The following is a 21,487-nucleotide window of genomic DNA, read 5'->3' on the forward strand; positions in this document are numbered from 1 at the left end:
GGATTCTGCCAGCGGCCCTGCCGGCCTCAGAGCAGCGGCGGCAGGTTGGGGGGCACGTAGGTGGTGTACCCCCAGCCCCCGCTGCTGTTGTTGAAGGTCTGGTTGTTGAACAGGTCGGAGTAGATGGCGTTCCAGTTGGAAATGCCGCCATCCCCCATGCCGACGGCGAACACTTCCACATTGCCAGGATTGGACTGGGCGGCGGTCGCATTGAGCGCCGCATTGAGCTGCAGCTGGTTCGCCCCCCAGATATCGACACCGGCCGCATCGGGCACCTTGATCGGTGTGCCGGCGCTCGTGTAGCGCAGGCCGGAGCTGGTGATCGGATCACCGGCCAGATCAGCGTCCGTCGGCAGAGCCACGTTGACCCCACTCCAGCCCTGGCCGAACTCCGGTCGGTTGTCCCACCAGGGACGGCGTTCCGGCCGGCCATCGGTGATCAGGCCCACATAGGTGAGCGTGTCGGGAGTCAGGCTGGCCTGCTCCACGGCGATCAGTTGCCGCAGGGCGGTGAGGGCCCCCAGCATCTCCGTGCCGCTGTAGCGGTTTCCGGGTGTGCCGGGGGCGGTGTAGGCATCGAGGCTGCTGGGGGCCGGCAGGCCGCGGTTGATCCAGTCGGCGCTGGTGGAGGCGCCGTACTGAACGTTGGGAGTCGTGGTGGCCAGGACATCGCTGGCCAGGGTGACACCGGCTGATGGGTCCGAACTGGTGAAAGTGGTTTTGGAGTGGGTGACGAGGTAACTGAAATCGACCGTGTGGATCGTGATCCTCTGGGCGGTGAAGTTGTCGAACGGGTTGTCGATCAGCGACCAGGTCTTGATTTCTTCAGACAGTGATTGGCTGTCGGTGAGCTGGATGTTGCCGTTGAAGCCGTACTGGCCGTTCTTGGTGAAGATGTAGCCGGCGTTGTTGAAGGCCGGCTTGAGGCCGTAATAGAAGGCCAGGCGGTTCTGGGCCTCCAGACGGCTCACCCCCGATGGATCGCTGCCCTGCATCGAGGTGGAGTTGTCGAGCAGGAGATAGAGGTTGACCGGCTGCGGATCGGTGATGGAGATCGGTGGCTTCGGGCCGATCGGTGGGCTGTCGTAGTTGATATCGACGCGGGCCGGATTGCTGGTGGCTCCCTGTTCGTCCTGGATGGTGTAGAAGATCGCCGTGGGGTTCGTGACGAAGCCCGCCTGGGGCGAGAAGGTGATGTCGCCGTTGAAGGGGTCCACGCTCCAGGTGCCTTGCCCGGGAACGACCAGCGGATCGCCGGGGTTGGTGGTTCCCACGATCTTGATCGTGGCAGGCACGAGATTGGAATCGATGTCGGAGTCGTTGGCGACCACGCGCACGGTGCCGCTCTGGCCGGAGGTCACCCGGCCGATGTAATCGTCAGCGGCCACAGGGTTGTCGTTGGTGCCTTCGATCGTGATCGTGGCCACCGCCGTATCGGTGAGACCTCCGGGCCGATCGAGCACGGTGTAGTTGAAGGATTCGGTGAGTTGATCCCCCACGTTCAACCGCTCCACCGTGAGATTGCTGTTGTCCACCGTGTAGGTGTAGGTGCCATTGGCGTTGAGGGTGAAGCGGCCGTACAGGCCCTGCAGCGCGGCGCCCACGGTGCCGGCGGTGCCCGAGCCCTCGAACGCGCCGGTGCGGATGCCGGTGACCGAGCCCCTGCTGATCACCGGGGTGTCGTTGCTGTCCACGTCGGTGTCGTTGGCCAGCACATTTCCCGTGGCATCGAATCCACCGCTGCTGTTGGCGACGCCTCCCGCCTCCTTGGCGAGGCCGGTGTCGTTGTTGGCCACCGGGGCATCGTTGGCCCCCTGGATGGTGATCGTGAGCACGGCGTCATCGGTGAGACCGTCGGTTTGATCCAGCAGGGTGTAGTTGAACTGCTCGATCAGGGTGTCGCCGGCATTCAACGCGTCGACGCTGCTGTTGGCGTTGTCGACCACATAGCGGTAACGACCATTGCTGTCGATCGTCAGGGAGCCGTAGAGCCCCCGGAAGGCGGTTCCGATCGGACCGGAGCTGCCCGTGCCTTCGGCGTTCCCCAGGCGGATCGAGACGATGGAGCCATTGAGGAACGGCGTGTTGTTGGCATCGACGTCGCTGTCGTTGAGCAGGACGTTGCCGGTGGCATCGGCGCCGGGCGTGCCGTTGAAGCGGCCACCGGCTTCGATGGCGGTGCCGGTGTCGTTGTTGGCCACCGGGGCATCGTTGGCCCCCTGGATGTCGATGGTGAGAACGGCCACATCCTCGAGGCCGCCGCTGTCTCGCACCGTGTAGTTGAACTGTTCGCTGAGCATGTCGCCCCGGTTCAGCGCTTCCACGATCGGGTTGGCATTGGCCACCACATAGGTGTAGGAACCGTCGGCGTTGATGGTCAGCGCTCCGAAGAGGCCCTGCAATGGGACTCCCGCGGCGACGGCGAGGCCGGCCCCTTCCCTTCCGCCCAGCCGGATGGCCGTGACCGTTCCCCGGGTGACCAGCGGGGTGTCAGCGCTGTCCACATCGGTGTCATTGAGCAGGACGTTGCCAACGGCGCTGGAGCCGGTTGTGGCGTTGAAGCGGCCGCCGGCTTCGATGGCGGTGCCGTCGTCATCACGGGCCACGGGTGCATCGTTGGCCCCTTGGATGGTGAGGCGCAGGACGCCGATGTCCGTGAGACCGAGGCGGTCTCTGACCGTGTAGTTGAAGGTCTCGATCAGGCTGCCGCCCGGACTGAGGGCATCGACCGATGGGTTGGCGTTGTCGACCACATAGGTGTACGTCCCATTGGCGTTGATGGTGAGGCGGCCGTAGGTGCCGTTGAGCACGAAGCCGCCCGCCCCGTCAGCGGTTCCAGCCGTGCCCGCTCCCTCGGTGGCACCGGTGCGGATCGCCGTGATCAGGCCGTTGACAGCCGGGGTGTCGTCACGATCCACGTCGGTGTCGTTGGTCAGGACGTTGCCGGTGGCATCGGCGCCAGCCGTGCCGTTGGCCACGCCCCCCGCCTCCACGGCCGTGCCGCTGTCGTCGTTGGCGAGCGGGGCGTCGTTGGCTCCGAGGATGCTGATGTTGAGAACCGCCGTGTCACTCAGACCACCGGGGTGATCAAGCATGGTGTAGTTGAACGACTCGATGATGAAGTCGCCGGGATCCAGGCCATCGACGAAGCGGTTGGTGTCGTCGACCACGTAGGCGTAATCGCCATTGGCCTGGATCGTGAGGGTGCCATACAATCCAACCAGCACGAATCCGCCGCCGGCGATGGATGTGCCGGCCAGGCCTGCGCCCTCCTTGGCGCCCCGACGGATCGCCGTGACCGTGCCCAGGGGTGGAGCCACGAGATTGTCACCGTCGTTGCTGTCGACATCGCGGTCGTTGGCGATCACGTTGTCGGTGGCAGCCCGGCCGGGTGTGCCGTTGAGCGTGCCCCCCGCCTCCACGGCCGTGCCGGTGTCATTCACCGCCATGGGGCCGTCATTGACCGCGACGGGGGCGTCATTGGCGCCCTGGATGTTGACGGTCAGCGTGAAATCAACGGTTGTGCCCGACGCGATGATTCTTTGGGTGAAGATGAAGTTTTCGCTGAGGGCGTCGCCCTCGTTCATCCTGTCGACAGTGGCGGTTGCGTTGTCGACTACGTAGATGTACTCGCCTGTTGCCTGGAGGGTGAGTTTGCCGTACAGGCCCTGCAGGGGAGTGCCGACAGTGCCTACGACTCCGCCGGCAGTTCTGATTCCCGAGATCTCGAATAAAGAGGTGTTGGTGCCACTGATCAGATCGCCTCGTCCAGCCTGGCCGCCGGAGCTGTTGTTGACTCCACCGGCTTCCTTGGCAAACGCGATGGTGGGATCAACATTGACGTTCGGTCCATTGATCGTGATCGTCAGAACGGCGGTGTCGATGAGCCCGCCGGTGAGACGGTCGAGGACCGTGTAGTTGAAGGAGTCGAAGAGGGGTGGGCTGCTGGGCGTTAAGAGAGAAACGTCTTGATTGTTGTTGTCGACAACATAGGTGTAAGCGCCATTGCTTGCGATCGTCAGCGTGCCGTAACTGCCGTTGATGACGAAGGTGGCTCCGTTGTCATTGGTGATGCCTGCTGGGCCAGAGCCTTCGCTGCTGCCTGCCTGGATCTTGGTGACCGTGCCATTGATCGGCGGCGTGTCGTTGGAATCGACATCGGTGTCATTGGTGAGGACATTGCCTGTGGCGTCGTAGCCACCGATGTCATTGAATTGGCCGCCGGCGGCCCCGGCCGTGCCGCTGTCATCAATGGCCACCGGCGCGTCGTTGGCCCCCTGGATGGTGATCGTCAGAACGGCCGTGTCGGTCAGGCCGCTGGGACGGTCGAGCAGGGTGTAGTTGAAGGACTCGATCAGGACATCGCCGGGGTTGAGGGCATCGACCGTGGGGTTGTTGTCGTCGATGACATAGACGTAGGAACCATCGGCGTTGAGCGTCAGGTTGCCGTAAAGCGTCTGGAAGGATGTACCCACGCTGCCGGCAGAGCCGGCGCCCTCCCTGTCACCCAGGCGCAGCGCGGTGATGCGGCCCTGCGGGGGAGCGGCCGTGTTGTTGCCATCCGCCGCATCCACATCCCGGTCGTTGGCGATCACATTGCCGATGGCGTTGCTGCCCGCAGTGCCGTTGAAGGTGCCGCCGGCCTCCAGGGCCGTACCGGTGTCGTCGCTGGCCACGGGGGCATCGTTGGCCCCGGTGATCGTGATCCTCAGAACGCCGATATCGGTGAGGGCCCCATCAGAAACCGTGTAGTTGAAGGATTCGCTCAGCAGGGCGCCGGGATCCAGGGAATCGACCGCCGGATTGGCATTGTCGAGCGCATAGGTGTAGGTCCCATTGGCGTTGATGCGCATGGTGCCGTAACTGCCCACCAGCACGAACCCGCCGCCGCCATCCGGCGTCCCCGCCGTGCCGGCCCCTTCCGTGGCCCCCAGCCGGAGACCTACCACCTGTCCGTTGAGGGCGGGCGTGTCGTCGGAATCGACGTCAATGTCGTTGAGCAGCACGTTGCCGCTGGCGTTCGCGCCCGGCGTGCCGTTGAAGCGGCCACCGGCCTCCAGCGCCGAACCGACGTCATCGACCGCCACCGGTGCGTCGTTGACCCCCCGGATCGTCAGGGTCAGGACGGCGGTGTCGGTCAGGCCGCCGGGGTGATCAAGCAGGGTGTAGTTGAACGACTCGGTGATGGTGTCGCCCGGATTGAGGGCCTCCACCACGGGGTTGGCGTTGTCGACCACGTAGGTGTAGGTCCCATCGGCCCGAAGGGTCAGGGAGCCGTAGAGCCCCGTCAGAGCCGAACCGACCGTGCCGGCGGTGCCGGCGCCTTCCCTGGCCCCGGTGCGGAACGACACCACGGCGCCCAGGGGGGGAGCCACCAGATTGTTGCCGTCCCGGTTGTCGACATCGCGATCGTTGCTGATCACGTTGCCGCTGGCATTGGTCCCGGGGGTGCCGTTCAGGGTTCCACCGGCCTCGATGGCCAGGGCGGTGTCGTCGGCGGAGACCGGGGCATCATTGGCCCCCTGGATCGTGATTCTCAGGACCCCGCTGTCGCTCAGGGCCCCATCGGAGACGGTGTAGTTGAAGAATTCCGTGAGGCTGGCGCCGGGATCGAGGGCATCGACCGTGGGGTTGGCGTTGTTCAGCTCATAGGTGTAGGAGCCATCGGCGTTGATGGTGAGCTGGCCGAAGCTGCCCCTCAGGGGCGATCCCACGCTGCCGGCCGTGCCCGCTCCCTCGCTGGCTCCGGTGCGGAAGGCCGTGACCCGTCCCCGCACGGTGAGTGGGTTGTCGGCGGGATCGGGATCGGTGTCGTTGGCCAGCACGTTGCCGTTGGCGTTGCTGCCGGGGGTGGTGTTGAAGCTGCCGCCCGCCTCCACGGCTGTTCCCGCGTCGTCCACCGCCACGGGAGGCCGGTTGGCCACCAGGATCACGGTCTTGGTGCTGAGGTAGTCGTTGAGCCCGCCGGCTCCATCGCTGCCGTTGCGCTCGCCATTGGCGGCTCCGGAGAGGCCGGGGGTGGTGCTGCCGGTGCCGTTGCCGCCGCTGCCGTTCGGTGTACCGGTGCCGGGCAGGCTGGTGTAAGTGACGTCGGCGGTGTTGGTCAGGGCCGTACCGGGCGCCAGGGCGGCCGAAAGCACGCCCCTGTAGGTGATGGTGACGCTCTCGCCGATCCCCAGTTCCGGCACCGTCACCAGGATCCGGTCCGCCAGGCCGTTGCTGCCGCTGACGATCGAGCTGTCGGTGGCGGGCGGCGCACCCGGCTCGCTCAGGACAATGGTGGGTGGACCCGTCAGGGTGAAGTTGGGACCGAGGGCATCGAGGCTGTCGGCGATGACGAGGTCGAAGGCCTTGGAGATGGTCGCGTTGCCGGAGACCGGCGAGTCGCTCGTGTTGCGGATGGTGACGGTGTAGACGAGGGTGTCGCCGGGGGTGGCATTGGGATTGCCCGGGTTGCCGGTCTTTTCGATCGCGACCGTTTTGTCGATCAGCAGGTTGGGCTCCAGCACCGACAGGGGCGTGGCGGTGGTGGTGCGCTGCACGGTGCTGCCGAGGAGCCCCGCGCTGGTGGTCATCCGGTTGGTGAGGGTGACCCCGGCCTGATTGCTGGCCACGTTGGTGACGATGGCGTTGAACTCGATCACCACCGACTCGATCTGGTTGGCGTCGTTGTTGGTGTTGATGAAGTCCCCGAAGTTCCAGGTCAGCACCTGACCGGCGATCGTCGTGGGGGCAAAGCTGGCGGTGGGGATCACCGTTGTGTTGTTGCCGGCGCTGGGCAGGAAATAGGGGTTGATCGAACCCTGGCTCCAGTTCAGATCGCTGGCGCTCGCAGCGACGAAAGCCAGGGTGGCGGTGTTGTCGTTGAGGAAGCTCAGACCCGTCGGCAGGTTGTCGAAGATGAAGGAATTGCTCAGGGTCCCCTGGGGAATGTTCTCCTGCAGCCGGAAGCGCACGATCTCACCGATGGTCACCCCGTTGCCGCTGGTGCTGGCTTCGGAACTGAGTCGGGTGGACTTGAAGGTGCCTTGGGCCAGACTCACCACCGACCGGCTGGCGCTCTTGCTGTAGTTGTTGACGCCCCCGTCGCCATTCCTCTCCCCGTTGATGGCGCCGGAGCTGCCAGGGGTGGTGCTGCCCGTGGTATTGCCGCCGCTGCCATTGGGTGTGCCGACCCCCGGCAGACCCGTGTAGGCGATGGTGGCGGTGTTGGTGAGCGTGGTGCCCGGCTGGATCCCGATCAGCACCACGCCGGTGTAAGTGAAGCTGAAGCTCTGACCGCTGTTGAGCCGATCGATCTGGAGCTGGATCCGGTCGCCGTCGGCGGCGCTGGCGCCGCTGGTGACGGAGTTGTTGATGATGGATCCTGTCCCAGGCGGCAGGCTCCCCGGCAGGCTGACGCTCCGCAGGTCGAAGTTGCTGCCCAGGTTGCCGAGGGCATCGTTGAGCACCAGGTCAAAGGCATCGGCGCGGCCCGCCGCATTGCGCACCGTGACCGTGTAGGTGAGCGTGTCGCCGGCCTGGACGTTGTTGCTGGGGTTGGCGGACTTGGTGATCGTGATGCTGGGCTCGGTGATCTGCACCGCCGTGCTGCCGCTGGCGGAGCCGCCCGTGTAGCTCACCGTGGCGGTGTTGGTGCGGGTGACACCGTTGCTGTTGCCGCTGGTGTTGGTGACCAGGGCGTTGAATTCCACCGCAACCGTGTCGTCAACGGCGTTGTTGCGGTCGCTGTTGGTGAGGTTGCCGAAATCCCAGGTGAGGGTGGAGCCGGAGACCGTCGGGGTGGCGGGCAACTGAGATCCGCCCACACCGGAAGAGAAGATCGGGGCGGAGGCGCTGCCGTCGGCCAGGAAGGAGAGTCCGGTGGGCAGGACGTCCACCAGCCTGAAATTGGCCAGGTTCCCCTCCGGCACCGTCACCTGCACCCGGTAGCGGACGATCTCACCGATGGCGAGCTTGTTGCCGAGGGTGGAACTCTCCGACGTGGAGACGATCGACTTGCTCACCGTCGCGTTGCGCAACGTCACGGTGGCGTTGTCGATCAGCCGGGCCGCACCGGGCAGGTAGCCCGTGCCGCCGCTGGGCAGGTTGGTGTAGTCCTCCAGCACCCCCAGGTTGGTGAGGAGGCCGCCCACCAGCTGGCCATAGGCACCGGCGTCGACGCTGGTGTCGAAGGTCACCACGGCGATGTTGCGGCCGCTGCTGGCGTTGTACCCATCGATGGCGCCGCCGCCGGCCCCGGTCAGGGGATCGCTGGGGGTGGGGCCCGGATCGCTCAGCCGGATGCCGTTGGCGCTGAAGATGTCCGCCTGGCTGGCGGCCGTGCCGTCGGGCCGCGTGTAGTTGATCGTCGCGCCGCTGCCGTCGACGATCCGCAGGCTGCCGGGGGTGAAGCTGAGCCCGGCGGGCAGTTCATCCCGCAGCTGGACATTGAAGGCGCCGCGGTAGCTGGTGCCGATGTTCTCGATCACCACCACGAAGCGGATCGTGTCCCCCGCATCCAGCCCCGTGACGTTGGAGTCGAGGGCGCCGTTGCTGACAGCGCCGGTGGAGCCGTTGCCGCCGGCCACACTGATGCCGTTGCTGTTGACGGTGCCGCTGAAGGGCACGCCGCCGATGGCGGCCGGGAAGCTGGCCCCTGCCGTGTTGAGGGCCGGGGTGTAGGTGGCGCCCTGGGCGCCGGTGAGGCTGTCGCGGCTGGTGACGACGATGCCCTTGCGGATCTTGAGGTTGGGGGCCAGCACCTCGCCGGTGACCGGTGAGATCTGGGTGGGGCGGCTGACGCCGTTGGAGTCCACCGTGCTGGCGGTGGCGATGTTGGTGATCGGCAGCCGGTCGTTGATCGCGGCGCCCGTCACCGTGACCGTGTAGTAGATGTCGACCGTTGTGGGGGTGTTGCCCGGGTCGCTGCTGTTGGCGATCGTTGCCACCAGATCGTTGACCGCCGGCCCGGTCTTGAGCTGGTTGTCCACCAGCGCTGGAGCGTTGTGCAGGCTCCCGTAGCTGAACTGGCCGGATGGGGGCAGGCTGCCGGCAGCCCCACCGCTGAAGTCGAAGGCGGCGGGGCTGCCGGCGCCGCTGGCCTCCCGCTCAACGTCGTAAATGGGGGTGGGCAGGAAGTCGCTCAGGCTGAAGCCCTGGATGTCGCCGGTGGGGAAGGTCACCGTGAGGCGGTAGGTGACCGTGTCTCCGGGCGTGAGCACCAGGGGGCCGGCCCCCTGGGCCTGGCCGTTGCGGGCCACCACCGACTTGGAGGAGGTGATGTCGGCCACGTTCAGGTCGACCGAACTGCTGTCGGTGACCTGGCGGTTGGTGTTGAAGAAGAGACCGCCTGGCAGCTGCCTCTGGATGTCCCCCTGCAGGGTGACGTCGTTGACCAGCGTGTCACCGGCCTTGATGTTCTGACCGGCCGTCCTGGGCGCCACGAAACTGTCGTCGACGCTGGCGGTGAAGGTGATGGAGCCGCCAGTGGCACCGGCGGTTGTGCTGAAGACCCGTCCGCCCTGAAGGATGCCGTCGTTGCCGATCGACCTCAGCCAGCCGCTGAGATCGAAGCTGAGGCGGTCTTTGCCGTCGGCGCCTGGACCGGCGAAGTCCGGAAGGTAGCTGATGTATGCAGGATTGAAGCCAATCGCCCCATTGCCAGTGAGCGAGACGCCCTGCTCATTGAGGTTGATCCTGGCGCTGCCGGGGGTGAAGGTGAGGCCATCGCCAAGCAGATCGCTGACGATCAGATCGCCGAAGGCGAAGTAATCGGAGATCTGGAAAAAGAGCGTGAACGTCACGCTGTCGCCGGGCACCACCTGGTCGGTGCTCGCGGCCTTCTGGATCGCCAGCGCCCTGGCGGTGATCGTATCGCTGGCCGGCGTGTCGAGCGTGACGCTGCCGTTGGGGGAATTGCTCCAGCTGCTGGTGGCTTCGGCGGTGTTGGTGTAGGTGACCGCCCCGCCTGTGGTGGGGTCGAGGGTGTCGGCAATGTAGAAATTGATCTGGGCGGCCGCCTCCTCAGGGCTGGTGGTTCCGGTGATGGGACCGCCGTAATCGATGACGACACTGTCGTTCCCTGGGGCCGTGGGATTCCCCACCGGCGCCTGGATCACAGTCCCGGTAATCACCAGGTTGGGGTTGATCCCCAGCACGTTGAGATCGCTGGGCAGGCTGTCACTGAACAGCAGATTGTTCAGCTGGGCTCCATCAGCGATGTTGGCGGAGAGCCGCCAGAAGCCGCCGAAGTTGGGTCCGGTGACCGTTTCCGACTCCGCCAGGTTGTTGCTCTTGCTGAAGGTGAGCGGTGTCGGGATGACCTGGCCGGTCACGTTTGGGGCGCTGATCGGCGGATCCGTCAGCGGGTTGTCGAGCGGATCGCTTCCGAGGGCATAGCCGCCGCCGGCCCGGACCGGCACCGGTCCCAGGAGCGGCGCGGTGGCGACCACCGTGACCGGCACATCCACCACCAGTTCGGGGGCCGATGCCGTGTAGCTGCCGATGGGCAGCCGCCAGATCAGCAGGGTGTCGGGGGTGGCGCTGGTGAGGGTGACCCCGGTGAGGGGGTGCACCAGCGTGAAGGGGCCGCTGCTGCCGCTGCGGGTGAAGGTGTAGGTCTGGGTGGTGAGGGCCAGCCCGGCCCAGCGGGCGGTCCCGAAGCTGAGGTTGTCGCTCGGGGCCGTGACCTGGAGCTCCACCCAGGGCTCGTACCCCGTGGCGACCGATTCATTGAAGATGATCTGGAGATTCCCTGCGTCCCCGTACAGCACGTTCAACGTGGAGGGGGAGAGTCCGATGACGGGGGAGGGAATCGCCAAAGGACGACGCAGAAAAAGAACCGTCCTTCAACCTATCAATTGATGTGACGTTGCTGCGTTTGGGCTGAAAGCGGCCTTAAGGCGTGCTGTCGCCGTTCGCCTGCCGCTGCCGCAGGGTCTGCTCCAGCCGGTCGATGCGACCGCGCAGTTCGTCGAGTTCACGCTGCCGGGCCAGGCCCAGATCCTGCAGCAGCTGATCACGGTTGCGCTCCAGCTGGCGCTCGGCCTGCTGTTCCACCTCCGGCGTCTCGCCCCGCAGGGCGCGCATGACGTCCTCCACCAGGGCGGAGGCGTGGCTGGGGTCGAGGCGGCCGCTGCTCACCCATTCCTGGCTGACGTACTTGAGTCGGTCGGCCACCAGCGAGGTGGTGCCGAGGCCGCGCAGCAGCAGCATCTGCAGCAGATTGCCCTGGTCCATGAAAGAGGTTTCCTTGGGGAAACGGCGTGACTCTTCCCTGACCTTGGCGCCTTCTGCGCCCGGCGACCATGGGCAATGACCGGCGTGCCGGCTGGGTCGCCGCCGCAGCCGGTGGGCTGCTGGCGGGGGCGGCCCTGCCGCCGGTGGGCTGGCCCTGGCTGCTCTGGCCCGCCGTGGTGCTGCTCTGGTCCCTGACGGAGAGTCGCACCGGCAGCGTCTCGGCGCCGCGGCGGTTCCGGCGCGGCGGGCTGTGGGGGCTGGCGGCGGTGCTGGTGAGCCATCGCTGGCTGCTCTGGCTCCACCCCCTCGACTGGATCGGGGTGCCGGGCCCCCTGAGCCTGCCCATCTGCCTGGCGCTGTGGCTGGCCATCGGCCTGGCCGGTGCCCTGCTGGTGGGGGCCTGGACGGCCCTGGTGGGTCGGCTTGATCCCGCACGACCCAGCACGGCCCTGCTGGCGGCGGCCCTCTGGGGCCTGGCGGAGGTGCTTCTGGCCAAGGGTCCCCTGTTCTGGCTGGGGCTGGGGGCGGCGGCCCTGCCGGGGGACCGGGCCCTGGCCGGCCTGGCGGCCGTCGGGGGAGCCGGGTTCCTGGCGGCGCTGCAGCTGCTGATCGGCTGGGGCCTCTGGAGGGCGCTGCGGGGCCTGCCCGCCCAGCGTGCCCGCTGGCTGCTGGTCACGCTGGCCCTGGTGGCCACCTGCCACCTGGCCGGTCTGGCCCTGCTGGCCCAGGCCGGGGCCGAGGGCGGCGATGGTGATGGCCGTGGCGATGGTGGCAGGACTGAGCGCTGGCTGGTGCTGCAGCCCGCCATCCCCACCCGGGAGAAGTTCGAGGCCGACCAGCAGCGCCGGCTGCTGCAGCGGCTGGCCTTCGCCCAGCGCCAGGCGGCCGCGGCCGAACCACCGGTGCAGGGGGTGCTGCTGCCCGAAGGATCCCTGGCCCTCGGCCAGCTCCTGCCGGAGGCGGCGCCGGTGGAGGTGCTCAGCGGCGGCTTCCGCCGCGAGGGCCTGGAGCTGCGCAGCAGCCTGCTGCGCTTCGAGCCCGACCAGCGCCAGGCCGGCGGCTGGGTGGACAAGCACCGGGTCGTGCCCCTGGGCGAATGGGTGCCCCTGGCGAGCCTGTGGCGCTGGAGCGGTCTTTCGGCGGTGGGGGGGATTGAACCGGGGACAGCCTCCCGGCTGCTGTCGCGGCCGGGGGGGGATGTGGGCGTGGCCATCTGCTACGAGCTCTCCGACGGGGCGGCCCTGGGCGCCGCCACCCGCCAGGGGGCCCGCTGGCTGCTGGCCAGCGCCAACCTCGATCCCTACCCCCTGCAGTTGCAGGGGCAGTTCGCCGCCCTGGCCCAGCTGCGCGCCATCGAGACCGGCCGCTGGCTGGTGAGTTCCGCCAACACCGGCCCGAGCCTGCTGGTGGATGCCGGCGGACAGGTGCTGGAGAAGCTGCCCCCGGGCCGCCCCGCCACCGGCCTGCTCACCGTGCAGCAGCGCTCAACGCTCACCCCCTACGACCGCTGGGGTGAGACGCCCCTGATCGGCCTCGCCCTGCTGGCGGGGGCCTGGCGCTGGCTCAGCCGGGCGCCGGGCTGATCCGGGCCGTCGCCGGTTCCGGGGCCGCGGCGGCGAATTCGATGCCCTGCGACTGGAAGGCCTGCAGGATCCCGAGGTTGATGGCCTGCTGCAGGTCGAGATAGACGACGACGCTGCTGTCGGGGACGAAGAACACGTACTGGAACTCCAGGGCGCCGTCGGCGAAGCGCAGGAAGTGGCAGCGATCGAAGGTCGCCGGCGGATGGGCGCGGATCACCTCCTCCACCAGCCCCGCGATGGAGGCGGCTTTCTCGGCCGCCATCCGATCCGACAGGCGCAGGGTCTGGGCGACCCGGCGCCGGGGCAGATCGCCGAAGTTGCGGATCGTCTTCTGGAGGAGTTCCTCGTTGCCGATCACGATCCGCTCGCCGCTGAGGCTGCGGATCGAGGAGGAGCGGATCCCCACCCGCTCCACCGGTCCGAGCACATCACCGAAGCCGATCAGATCGCCGATCTGGAAGGGCTTGTCGATGACGATGGTGAGGTAGTTGATGAAGTGGCTCAACGGCCCCCGCAGGGCCAGGCCGACGCCGATGCCGGCCCCCGCCAGGGAGGCGTAGACGGCCCCGAGCGGCACCCCCTGCTGCTGCAGGAACACCAGGGTGCCCAGCCCCCAGAACAGGGCCCGGATCATCGGGGCCAGGGCCCGGAGGGTGCTGGTCTGCTCCTCCCGCCCCAGGCGCTGCAGGGACCGTTCCAGCAGCAGCAGCAGGCTGCGGTTGAGCAGGCGCACCACCAGCACCGTCGCCACCAGCAGGGCCGCCCCCTCCACCAGCCGATCCGGTCCCGGGTCGAAGCGCAGCAGCGCCCAGTCCCTCACCAGGGACCGCCAGCCCCAGACCACCATGGCCAGGTAGCCGAGCGAGGCCAGGCTGTGCAGCAGCAGGGGCGTGATCGCGCCATCGGCTCCGGGGCCAGCGGCGGCCTCGGGCGGGCGTTCCAGGCGCAGCAGCCGGCGCCGCAGCAGCCGCACCACCAGCCAGACGGCCGCCGAGCCCAGCAGCACGCGGGCGAGTGCCATGGCCAGGGCGAATCCCGGGGGGCTCATCGCTTGAACGGAAAGGGCATCACCCTTGCATGGGCCCTCGGCGGCATGGGCCCCACGGGGCGGGCTTCAGGTGAGGACCGGCTGGGGGGGCTGGCCGGCGGGCCGGGACACCAGGATCTTGCGCAGGGCCAGGCGAGCCGGCCCATCCGGCTCGGCGCCGGATTCAGGGGCGACCAGCTCCGCTGCTGGCTCCGATCCGTCCAGCTCGCCATCCTGGGGGTCGAGCAGCTCGATCACGGCCTGGCGCACCCCCGACAGGCGCCGCTCCAGCCTGAGGCGCGCCCGCTGCTCCTGCTCCAGGTCCTGAAGGAGTGCCCGGCGCTCGTGCTCCGCGGCCTCCTGGAGCTCGGCTTCCCGGGCAGCAGCGGCCTCGGCGGCCTCCTGGAGACGCTGCTCCACGGCCTCCTCGCGTCGACGGTCCCGCTCCCGTTCGGCCTCCTCCAGGGCCGCCTGCTCCGCTTCGGCGATGGCCAGCTGCTGCCGGATGGCCTCGTGGAAGCGCTCCACCTCCGCTTCGGCCTGGCGCCGGCCCTCGAGGGCCTCGGCCAGCTCGGCGGCGAGCCGCTCCCGTTCCAGCCGGGCGTCCTCCAGCTGGGCCGCCACCTCGTGGGCGCGGGTGGCGGCGGCGGTCTCCAGGTGGCGCCGGAAGCGGCGCTCCTGCTCCAGTTCCTCGCGCAGGGCATCGACTTCGCCGGTGGTGGCGGCGATCAGGCTCTGGGCCTGGGCGGTGAGGGCCTCGACCGCCTGGATGAAGGAGCTGGACATCGGCGTGCGGGGGGAAGGACGCTGGCCTTGCTCTAAGTCTGCGGGGGGCGGCCTGTCGGTAGCGAAGCGCTCCACCATGGGTGGGGGCCGCTGGCCTCAGTCGGCGCCGGTCCGTGATCGGCGCAGCAGCACCGAGGGGGCGATGCCATAGCGGCGTTGGAAGCCGGCGGCGAAGGATGACAGCTGCAGGAAGCCATGGCGGCGGGCGATGACGGCCACGGTCTCCCCGGGCTGGGCCCGCTGCAGATCACGGTGCACGGCCTCCAGTCTCTGCCGCTTCACCCATTGCATGGGGCTGCAGCCGAAGCGCCGTTGAAACAGATACTGCAGGTTGCGCCGGGAGTAGGCACTGCGCCGACTGAGCTCGGTGGCGGTGATCGGGGTGTGCAGGTGGGCCTGGATCCACTGCAGGAGTTCGTCGAAGGGGCGATCCCGATGCGGGTCGGCGAGAGAGCCATCGATCCCCCGGACCACTTCCGGGCACACCAGGGCGGCCACCAGGCGATAAAGCAGATCCTCGAGCTGGGGGGCGGCGAGTCCGCCCACCGGCCCCAGCAGTGGCGCGTCCAGCATCCGCAGCGCCAGGTGGAGGTGGCGCAGGAGTTCGGCCTGCTGGCCCGGTTGGCTGCCATCCACCACCAGGGGGCTTTCGAAGCGCGGCCGATGGCGGCCGGGATCCCTGCCGCTGCCAGCGAGGGTGGAGGCCGTTGCGGCGAGCCTGCGGCGATCGAGGCAGATCATCACTTCCTCGAAGGTTCCGGTGCTGGCCGTGAAGGCGGCACCGGGGAGGTAGGCGGCCATCGGACCCCCCTGCAGCCGCAGCGTCTGTCCATCCGTTCCCACCTGGCCCTCCCCCGCCAGCGGCAGGGTCAGGGTGGCGAGGTCGCCGTCGTCGAAGCTGATCTCCAGGGGGGAGTGGCGGCTGCAGGACACCGCCACGTCGCCGACGTGGATCACGCCGCTGCGATGGAAGAAGCCCCGCTCCTGCGGCCCCTCGAGGAAGGCGCTCAGGGGGAAGGTCTGGGCCACCCGCGCCAGCAGGGCGTCGGAATCGGTCACCTCCACCGCCCGGGACTCCATCAGCGTCAGCGGCACCGTGCCGGTGGGTTCTGCGGGCGGCATCAGGGCTGCGCGGGGGCCAGCGAGCTGAAGCTACCGCCGGCCGTCATTCGTTGACGATCGAGGCCGTGACTTCGACCGAGGCATCGCCGCACTGCACGATCCGGCCGGTGGGATTGGCCACCAGGCTGCCGAGCACGAGCTGGGGGTCCGCCGGGCGGATCTGGCCGGGCTGGATGTTCATGCAGATGATCGTGGTGATCCTGGGGTTCTGGGTGGGGGTGAGGAAGGCGGCTCCCACATAGGCATTGAGCTGGCCCACCTTGGCGGTCTGGGCCGGAATCACATAGCTGTAGGCCGCTTCGGTGGTGGTGCGGACGGCGTAGTCGAAGGACGCCGGCAGGGTGATGCCGAAATCCTGCTGAATGTTCGAAACCGTGGCCCGGAAGGCGCCGTTCTTCTGGTAGTAGGTGCGCTGCGCCTCCATCATCCGGGCCACGGCATTGAGCGCCGCCGTCTGATCAGGGCTCGCCTGCGGCTGCGCCCCGGCGCCGGGGCAGGCCATGGCGATGCCGAGGCCCAGGGTGGCGAGCAGCGCCGAGCTGGCGTGGCGGAACAGGGGGGAGGTCATGGGCGGGGTTCCGATCTTCTGGCTCGCCACCGTGCCACGTGGCCCGCCTTTCCTGACAGGATCCATGCCGCACTGTTGCGCCGCTGCGACAGTCTTGCCGACCTGCGTTCATTGGCGGCCGGGCCGCCGATGGGGATGGGGTGCGCTGTGCCAATCCGCTGTGCCAACGAGTGTGTCGAAGGTGATCGATGCGACCCTGAATCGCTCATTGACGCCTCCAAAATGCGGGCCGTGAGCCATCCGCAGGGCCCAGCGAATCCGTGCTTGTTCGAATCCTTGCTCGTGCATCGTCCTGAGGCCTGGAGCTTTCCGGTGCTGGCCGCCCTGCTGATCCTGGCTCTTGGGGTGGTGCTGCTGTGGCCCGCTCCCGCCCCGGCGGCGGACCCATGCCCGCCGTCGATGGCTCCCATCCCCGGCGGTCGCTACCGCATCGGCGCGGCGGGCCGCCTGCCGGAGGAGGCGCCGTCGGAGGCGCAGGTGCGGCTGCAGCCCTTCTGCATCGCCCGCACGGAGGTGACCAACCGCGAGTTCGCCGTCTTCGTGGCCGCCACCGGCTACCGCACCCAGGCGGAGCAGCCCCTGCCCCAGGAGCAATTCCCGGAGCTGTCCGCCGCCGAGCGCCGCCCCGGCTCGGTGGTGTTCCGGCCACCCTCCGGCGGCGAGCCCCTGGCGGAGCTCAGCTGGTGGCAGTGGGTGCCGGGGGCCGACTGGCGCCACCCCGAGGGCCCCGGCAGTTCCATCGACGACCGTCTCGACCATCCGGTGGTGCAGGTGTCGCTGGCGGATGCGGAGGCCTACGCGGCCTGGGCCGGCGCCGCCCTCCCCAGCGAGGCCCAGTGGGAATTCGCCGCCCGGGGCGGCCTGCGGGATCGGGCCTTCAGCTGGGGCAACACCTGGCGGCCAGGCCAGGCCAACACCTGGCAGGGGGAGTTCCCCGTCAGCAACACCGCCGACGATGGCTTCACCGGCACCGCTCAGGTGGGCAGCTTCCCCCCCAATGGCTACGGGCTCCACGACATGACCGGCAATGTCTGGGAGTGGACGGCGGACTGGTACCGGCCAGGCCACGATCGCCTCGCCGGCCAGGACGATCCGGTGCTGGCCGACCCGGCCGCCAGCAGCGACCCGCGGGAGCCCGGGGTGGCCAAGCACGTCATCAAGGGGGGCTCCTTCCTGTGCGCCCCGAACTACTGCAGCCGCTACCGGCCGGCGGCACGGGAGGCCGAGAGCCCCGACACCGGCACCTCCCACATCGGTTTCCGACTCGTTTCCCCCGCCCTGACGACCCATGGCTGAACGTCCCCTGTCCCGCCTGAGCGTCGCGCTCGGCCGCCTGCTGCGGCGCCTGGTGCCGGCGTGCCTGGCCCTGGCCCTGGTGGGCTGGTCGTTCAGGGCCGTGCCGGCCCTGGCCCAGCGGATCACCGGCACGCCCGGAGCCCCGAATGCCACCACCACGATCTCCGGCACCCAGCTGCCCGCCCCGGCGCCCCCCTTCGGCGGGGTGATCAAGGATGGGGCGCTGCAGTCGAAGCCCTGGTGGGCGCCCCGGATCACTCCGCCCCAGAGCGCGCCCAACGTGCTGCTGATCATCACCGACGACGCCGGATTCGGCGTGCCGAGCACCTTCGGCGGCGTGATCCCCACCCCGGCGATGGAGCGCGTTGCCAAGGCGGGTCTCCGGTACAACCGCATGTTCTCCACGGCGCTGTGCTCCCCCACCCGCGCCGCCCTGATCACCGGCCGCAACCACCACTCCGCCGGCTTCGGGGTGATCTCGGAGCAGTCGACGGGCTTCCCCGGCTACAACAGCATCATCGAGCGCGACAAGGCCACGATCGGCCGCCTGCTCAAGGACAACGGCTATTCCACCGCCTGGTTCGGCAAGGACCACAACGTGCCCGCCTTCCAGTCCAGCCAGAGCGGCCCGTTTGATCAATGGCCCACGGGCATGGGCTTCGAGTACTTCTACGGCTTCGTGGGTGGGGACGCCAACCAGTGGCAGCCCAACCTGTTCCGCAACACCACCCAGATCTATCCCTTCGAGGGCAAGGAGCCCGGCACCTGGAACCTGGTCACGGAGATGGCCGATGACGCCATCGACTACATGGCGCGGATGCATCAGATCAACCCCAGCAAGCCGCTGTTCATCAAGTACGCCCCCGGGGCCACCCATGCCCCCCACCACCCCACCAAGGAGTGGGTGGACCGGATCCACGCCATGCATCTCTTTGATGACGGCTACGAGAAACTGAGGGAGCGCATCTTCGCCAACCAGAAGAAACTCGGCGTGATCCCGAAAGACGCCAAGCTCGACCCCTGGCCCGCCGATGTGATCACGCCCTGGGACAAATTGAGCCCGGAGGCCCAGAAACTGTTCATCCGCCAGGTGGAGGTGTTCGCCGCCTACGCCGCCTACAGCGACTACGAAATCGGCCGGGTGATCCAGCAGTTCGATGACCTCGGCAAGCTCGACAACACGCTGATCATCTACATCAACGGCGACAACGGCACCAGCGCCGAAGGCGGTCCCCTGGGCACCCCCAACGAAGTGGCCTTCTTCAACGGCCTCAACAAGCTGCCCGTCGAGGTGCAGATGAAGTTCTACGACGTATGGGGCACCGATCTCACCTACAACCACATGTCGGCGGGCTGGAGCTGGGCCTTCGACACCCCGTTCAGCTGGTTCAAGCAGAACGCCTCCCGCCTGGGCGGCGTCAACCAGAACATGGTGGTGTCGTGGCCGGCGCGCATCAAGGACAGGGGCGGCCTGCGTGAGCAGTTCGTGCACGTCATCGACGTGGTGCCCACGATCCTGGAGGCGGCGGGCTTACGGGCACCCGAGGTGGTGGATGGCATTCCCCAGAAGCCGATCGAGGGCACGAGCTTCGTTTACACCTTCGATGGCAAGAATGCCAAGGCGCCCTCCAGGCACGAGCGCCAGTACTTCGAGATGATGGGCCAGTGGGCCCTCTACGACAAGGGCTGGCTGCTGAGCACCAAGGTGAACCGGGCCCCCTGGGACGCCTTCGGCCCGGCCAACCCCGATCCGCTCAACAACCAGACGCTGGAGCTCTACAACCTCAACACTGATTTCAGCCAGACCACCGACCTGGCGGCCCAGAACCCCGGCAAGCTGAAGGAGATGAAGGCGGCCTTCATCGCCGAGGCGAACAAGTACCAGGTGTTCCCCCTGGATGCCTCGGTGGCGGCGCGGATTGTGGCGCCCCGGCCCAACATCACTGCCGGCCGCAGCGAATTCGTCTACACCCATCCGATGGTGGGCCTGCCCCAGGGCGCTTCGCCCGTCCTGCTCAACACCTCCTACACCGTCAGCGCCGACATCGAGGTGCCGGCCGGCGGCGCCGAGGGCATGCTGCTCACCTCCGGCGGCCGCTTCGGCGGCTACGGCTTCTATCTGAAGAACAGCAAGCCCGTGTGGGTCTGGAACATGGTGGATCTGGAGCGCCTCAAGTGGGAGGGCACCGAGGCCCTTGCCCCCGGCAAGCACAAGGTGGAGTTCGATTTCGTCTATGACGGCAAGGGGGCCGGCACCCTGGCCTTCAACGACTTCAGTGGCGTCGGCCGCCCGGGCACCGGCACCCTCAAGGTGGACGGCAAGGCGGTGGCCACCAAAACCATGGCCAAGACCCTGCCGATGATCCTGCAGTGGGACGAAAGCTTCGACGTGGGCTCCGACACCCTCACCGGCGTCAACGACGCCGACTACCAGCCGCCGTTCCGCTTCACCGGCACCCTCGACAAGCTCACCCTCAAGCTGGATCGGCCCAAGCTGTCGCCGGAGGAGATCAAGGCCCTGGAGGCGGCGATGCGCACGAAGGCGGCCAGTGAGTGACCCAGACGCCCAGGCTCCTGTGGTGCCTCAATCCGAGGTTTCTCAGGGCCTGGTGGGGCAGAGCCGCCGCCATTCCCCCAGGGCCTCTCCGGCGGCGAAGTACTTGCGCAGGCCCATCGCCGCGTCGTAGCGCTGCTTCTGCGGCGAGCCGGCCCAGGTGGCGGCGGGGCAGGGCTGGGGAGCGGCTCCAGCCTTGGGCGGCTGTTCGGCCGCATCCACCCCCAGCCGCAGCCGGAACAGGCCTTCCTGGCCGTACTGCTGGCGGAAGGCCTCCCGATCGATCGGTGCCAGGGAGCTGTTGTTGGGTTCCACGATCCCCTGCGCTTGGCCGATGGACGGGACGAGCAGGGCCAGTCCCGCCGCGAGGCCTGCGGCCTGACGTCGCCGCCATGGGGCCCGGGGGGAACGGGTGGTCAAGGGGCAGCGGGCAGGGGATCCGGCCATCCTGTCGGCTGCACTGGCGCCGGCCATTTCCGGCTCAGCCAGCTTGCCCACAGCACCAAGGCCCCCCAGGGGCCCGATCAAAAAACCCCCAGGGGAGCCCAGGATCAAAGAAATGGAGCCAAGCGGACTCGAACCGCTGACCCCCTGCATGCCATGCAGGTGCTCTACCAGCTGAGCTATGGCCCCATTGGTGCGCCGGTTTCCCGGTGCTTGAGGAGCTTACAACGTGGTGGTGCGGGCCCGGTCCCTTCAGACCTGACGCCAGACCGCCACCAGGCGGCCCTGCACGCTCACCTGGTCGGCGGGCAGGAGGATCGGTGCGTAGGCGGGGTTGGCGGCCTCCAGCCGCACCTGGGCCCCCTGGCGGTGGAAGTGCTTGAGGGTGGTGCCGCTGCCGGGCACCAGGGCGCTCACGATCGTGCCCTCCCGCAGCCGGGAGGGGTCGGCGACGGGCTCCATCAGCACCACGTCGCCATCGGCGATGTGGGCGTCCACCATCGAGTCGCCGTTGACGGTGAGGGCGAACAGGCCGCGGGTGTCGAGCACCGGGGCCAGATCGAGGTGCTCCTGCACGTCGTCGAAGGTTTCCACCAGGCCGCCGGCCGCCACGGCCCCGAGCACGGGGATGCCCGCGGGGGCGTGGCCCAGGAGCTGGAGCGTGCGGGCCTGGCCCTCCTGCCAGGTGATCCAGCCCTTCTGCTGCAGGTGGCGCAGGCGGCTCTGGATCGGCGCCGGCGACCGCAGGCCCATGGCCTCCATCATCTGGCGGATCGAGGGGCTGTGGCGGTGGCTGCCGATGTAGTCGGCGAGCCAGTCGTAGAGCTGCCGCTGGGCCTCGGTGAGCTCCTGGTGGGTGGCGACCACGGGCAGTACGGATGAACCAC

Annotated in this window: 11 protein-coding genes and 1 tRNA gene; 3 read left to right on the forward strand and 9 right to left on the reverse strand. The window is 68.3% G+C overall.

All coding sequences use genetic code 11. The annotated features are described in order from the left end of the window. Positions 1–26: 26 nt before the first annotated feature. Together H6G99_RS08475 and H6G99_RS08480 are read right to left on the reverse strand one after the other, a co-directional pair. Positions 27–10,802, reverse strand: coding sequence for a beta strand repeat-containing protein (locus H6G99_RS08475; protein ID WP_190611019.1), 10,776 nt, complete (start codon positions 10,800–10,802; stop codon positions 27–29). Between the two features lie 76 nt (positions 10,803–10,878). Next, positions 10,879–11,220 carry a phasin family protein gene (locus H6G99_RS08480; RefSeq protein ID WP_190611020.1) on the reverse strand — a complete coding sequence of 114 codons (342 nt, stop codon included), beginning with the start codon at positions 11,218–11,220 and terminating at the stop codon, positions 10,879–10,881. 68 nt (positions 11,221–11,288) lie between these two features. On the opposite strand from H6G99_RS08480, the gene H6G99_RS08485 reads away from it, so the two are divergent. Beyond that, positions 11,289–12,803: an apolipoprotein N-acyltransferase gene (locus tag H6G99_RS08485; protein WP_190611022.1), complete on the forward strand. Its 1,515-nt coding sequence runs from the start codon at positions 11,289–11,291 to the stop codon at positions 12,801–12,803. Here H6G99_RS08485 and H6G99_RS08490 read toward each other — a convergent pair. From H6G99_RS08490 to H6G99_RS08505, 4 genes are all read right to left on the reverse strand, one after another. Next, the gene (locus H6G99_RS08490) at positions 12,784–13,851 is read right to left on the reverse strand and encodes a mechanosensitive ion channel family protein (RefSeq protein WP_190611023.1); all 1,068 of its coding nucleotides are present in this window, start codon (positions 13,849–13,851) and stop codon (positions 12,784–12,786) included. The two genes, H6G99_RS08485 and H6G99_RS08490, sit on opposite strands and share 20 nt — an antisense overlap. A gap of 66 nt (positions 13,852–13,917) precedes the next feature. Continuing rightward, the gene (locus H6G99_RS08495; RefSeq protein ID WP_190611024.1) at positions 13,918–14,616 is read right to left on the reverse strand and encodes a hypothetical protein; all 699 of its coding nucleotides are present in this window, start codon (positions 14,614–14,616) and stop codon (positions 13,918–13,920) included. Between the two features lie 96 nt (positions 14,617–14,712). Then, positions 14,713–15,738: a helix-turn-helix domain-containing protein gene (locus tag H6G99_RS08500; protein ID WP_190611026.1), complete on the reverse strand. Its 1,026-nt coding sequence runs from the start codon at positions 15,736–15,738 to the stop codon at positions 14,713–14,715. A gap of 43 nt (positions 15,739–15,781) precedes the next feature. After that, positions 15,782–16,306 carry a type IV pilin-like G/H family protein gene (locus tag H6G99_RS08505; RefSeq protein WP_190611027.1) on the reverse strand — a complete coding sequence of 175 codons (525 nt, stop codon included), beginning with the start codon at positions 16,304–16,306 and terminating at the stop codon, positions 15,782–15,784. Between the two features lie 282 nt (positions 16,307–16,588). Here H6G99_RS08505 and H6G99_RS08510 point away from each other — a divergent pair, with 282 nt between their 5' ends. Next, positions 16,589–17,602: a formylglycine-generating enzyme family protein gene (locus H6G99_RS08510; RefSeq protein WP_502707677.1), complete on the forward strand. Its 1,014-nt coding sequence runs from the start codon at positions 16,589–16,591 to the stop codon at positions 17,600–17,602. Next, positions 17,595–20,159: an arylsulfatase gene (locus tag H6G99_RS08515; RefSeq protein WP_190611028.1), complete on the forward strand. Its 2,565-nt coding sequence runs from the start codon at positions 17,595–17,597 to the stop codon at positions 20,157–20,159. Before H6G99_RS08510 ends, H6G99_RS08515 begins: the two co-directional genes overlap by 8 nt. Before the next feature lie 42 nt (positions 20,160–20,201). Here H6G99_RS08515 and H6G99_RS08520 read toward each other — a convergent pair whose 3' ends face one another. The 3 genes from H6G99_RS08520 to lexA all read right to left on the reverse strand — a co-directional run bounded on the left by H6G99_RS08520 (position 20,202) and on the right by lexA (position 21,467). After that, complete coding sequence (locus H6G99_RS08520; protein WP_190611030.1) at positions 20,202–20,576, reverse strand: hypothetical protein; 375 nt, start codon at positions 20,574–20,576, stop codon at positions 20,202–20,204. A gap of 140 nt (positions 20,577–20,716) precedes the next feature. Further along, positions 20,717–20,789 (reverse strand) — tRNA-Ala (locus H6G99_RS08525). Between the two features lie 63 nt (positions 20,790–20,852). Next, positions 20,853–21,467: a transcriptional repressor LexA gene (lexA, locus tag H6G99_RS08530; protein ID WP_502690425.1), complete on the reverse strand. Its 615-nt coding sequence runs from the start codon at positions 21,465–21,467 to the stop codon at positions 20,853–20,855. Positions 21,468–21,487: the final 20 nt, after the last annotated feature.

Origin of the sequence: Synechococcus sp. FACHB-909 (assembly GCF_014698945.1) — a bacterium.
Lineage (GTDB): Bacteria > Cyanobacteriota > Cyanobacteriia > PCC-6307 > Cyanobiaceae > Cyanobium.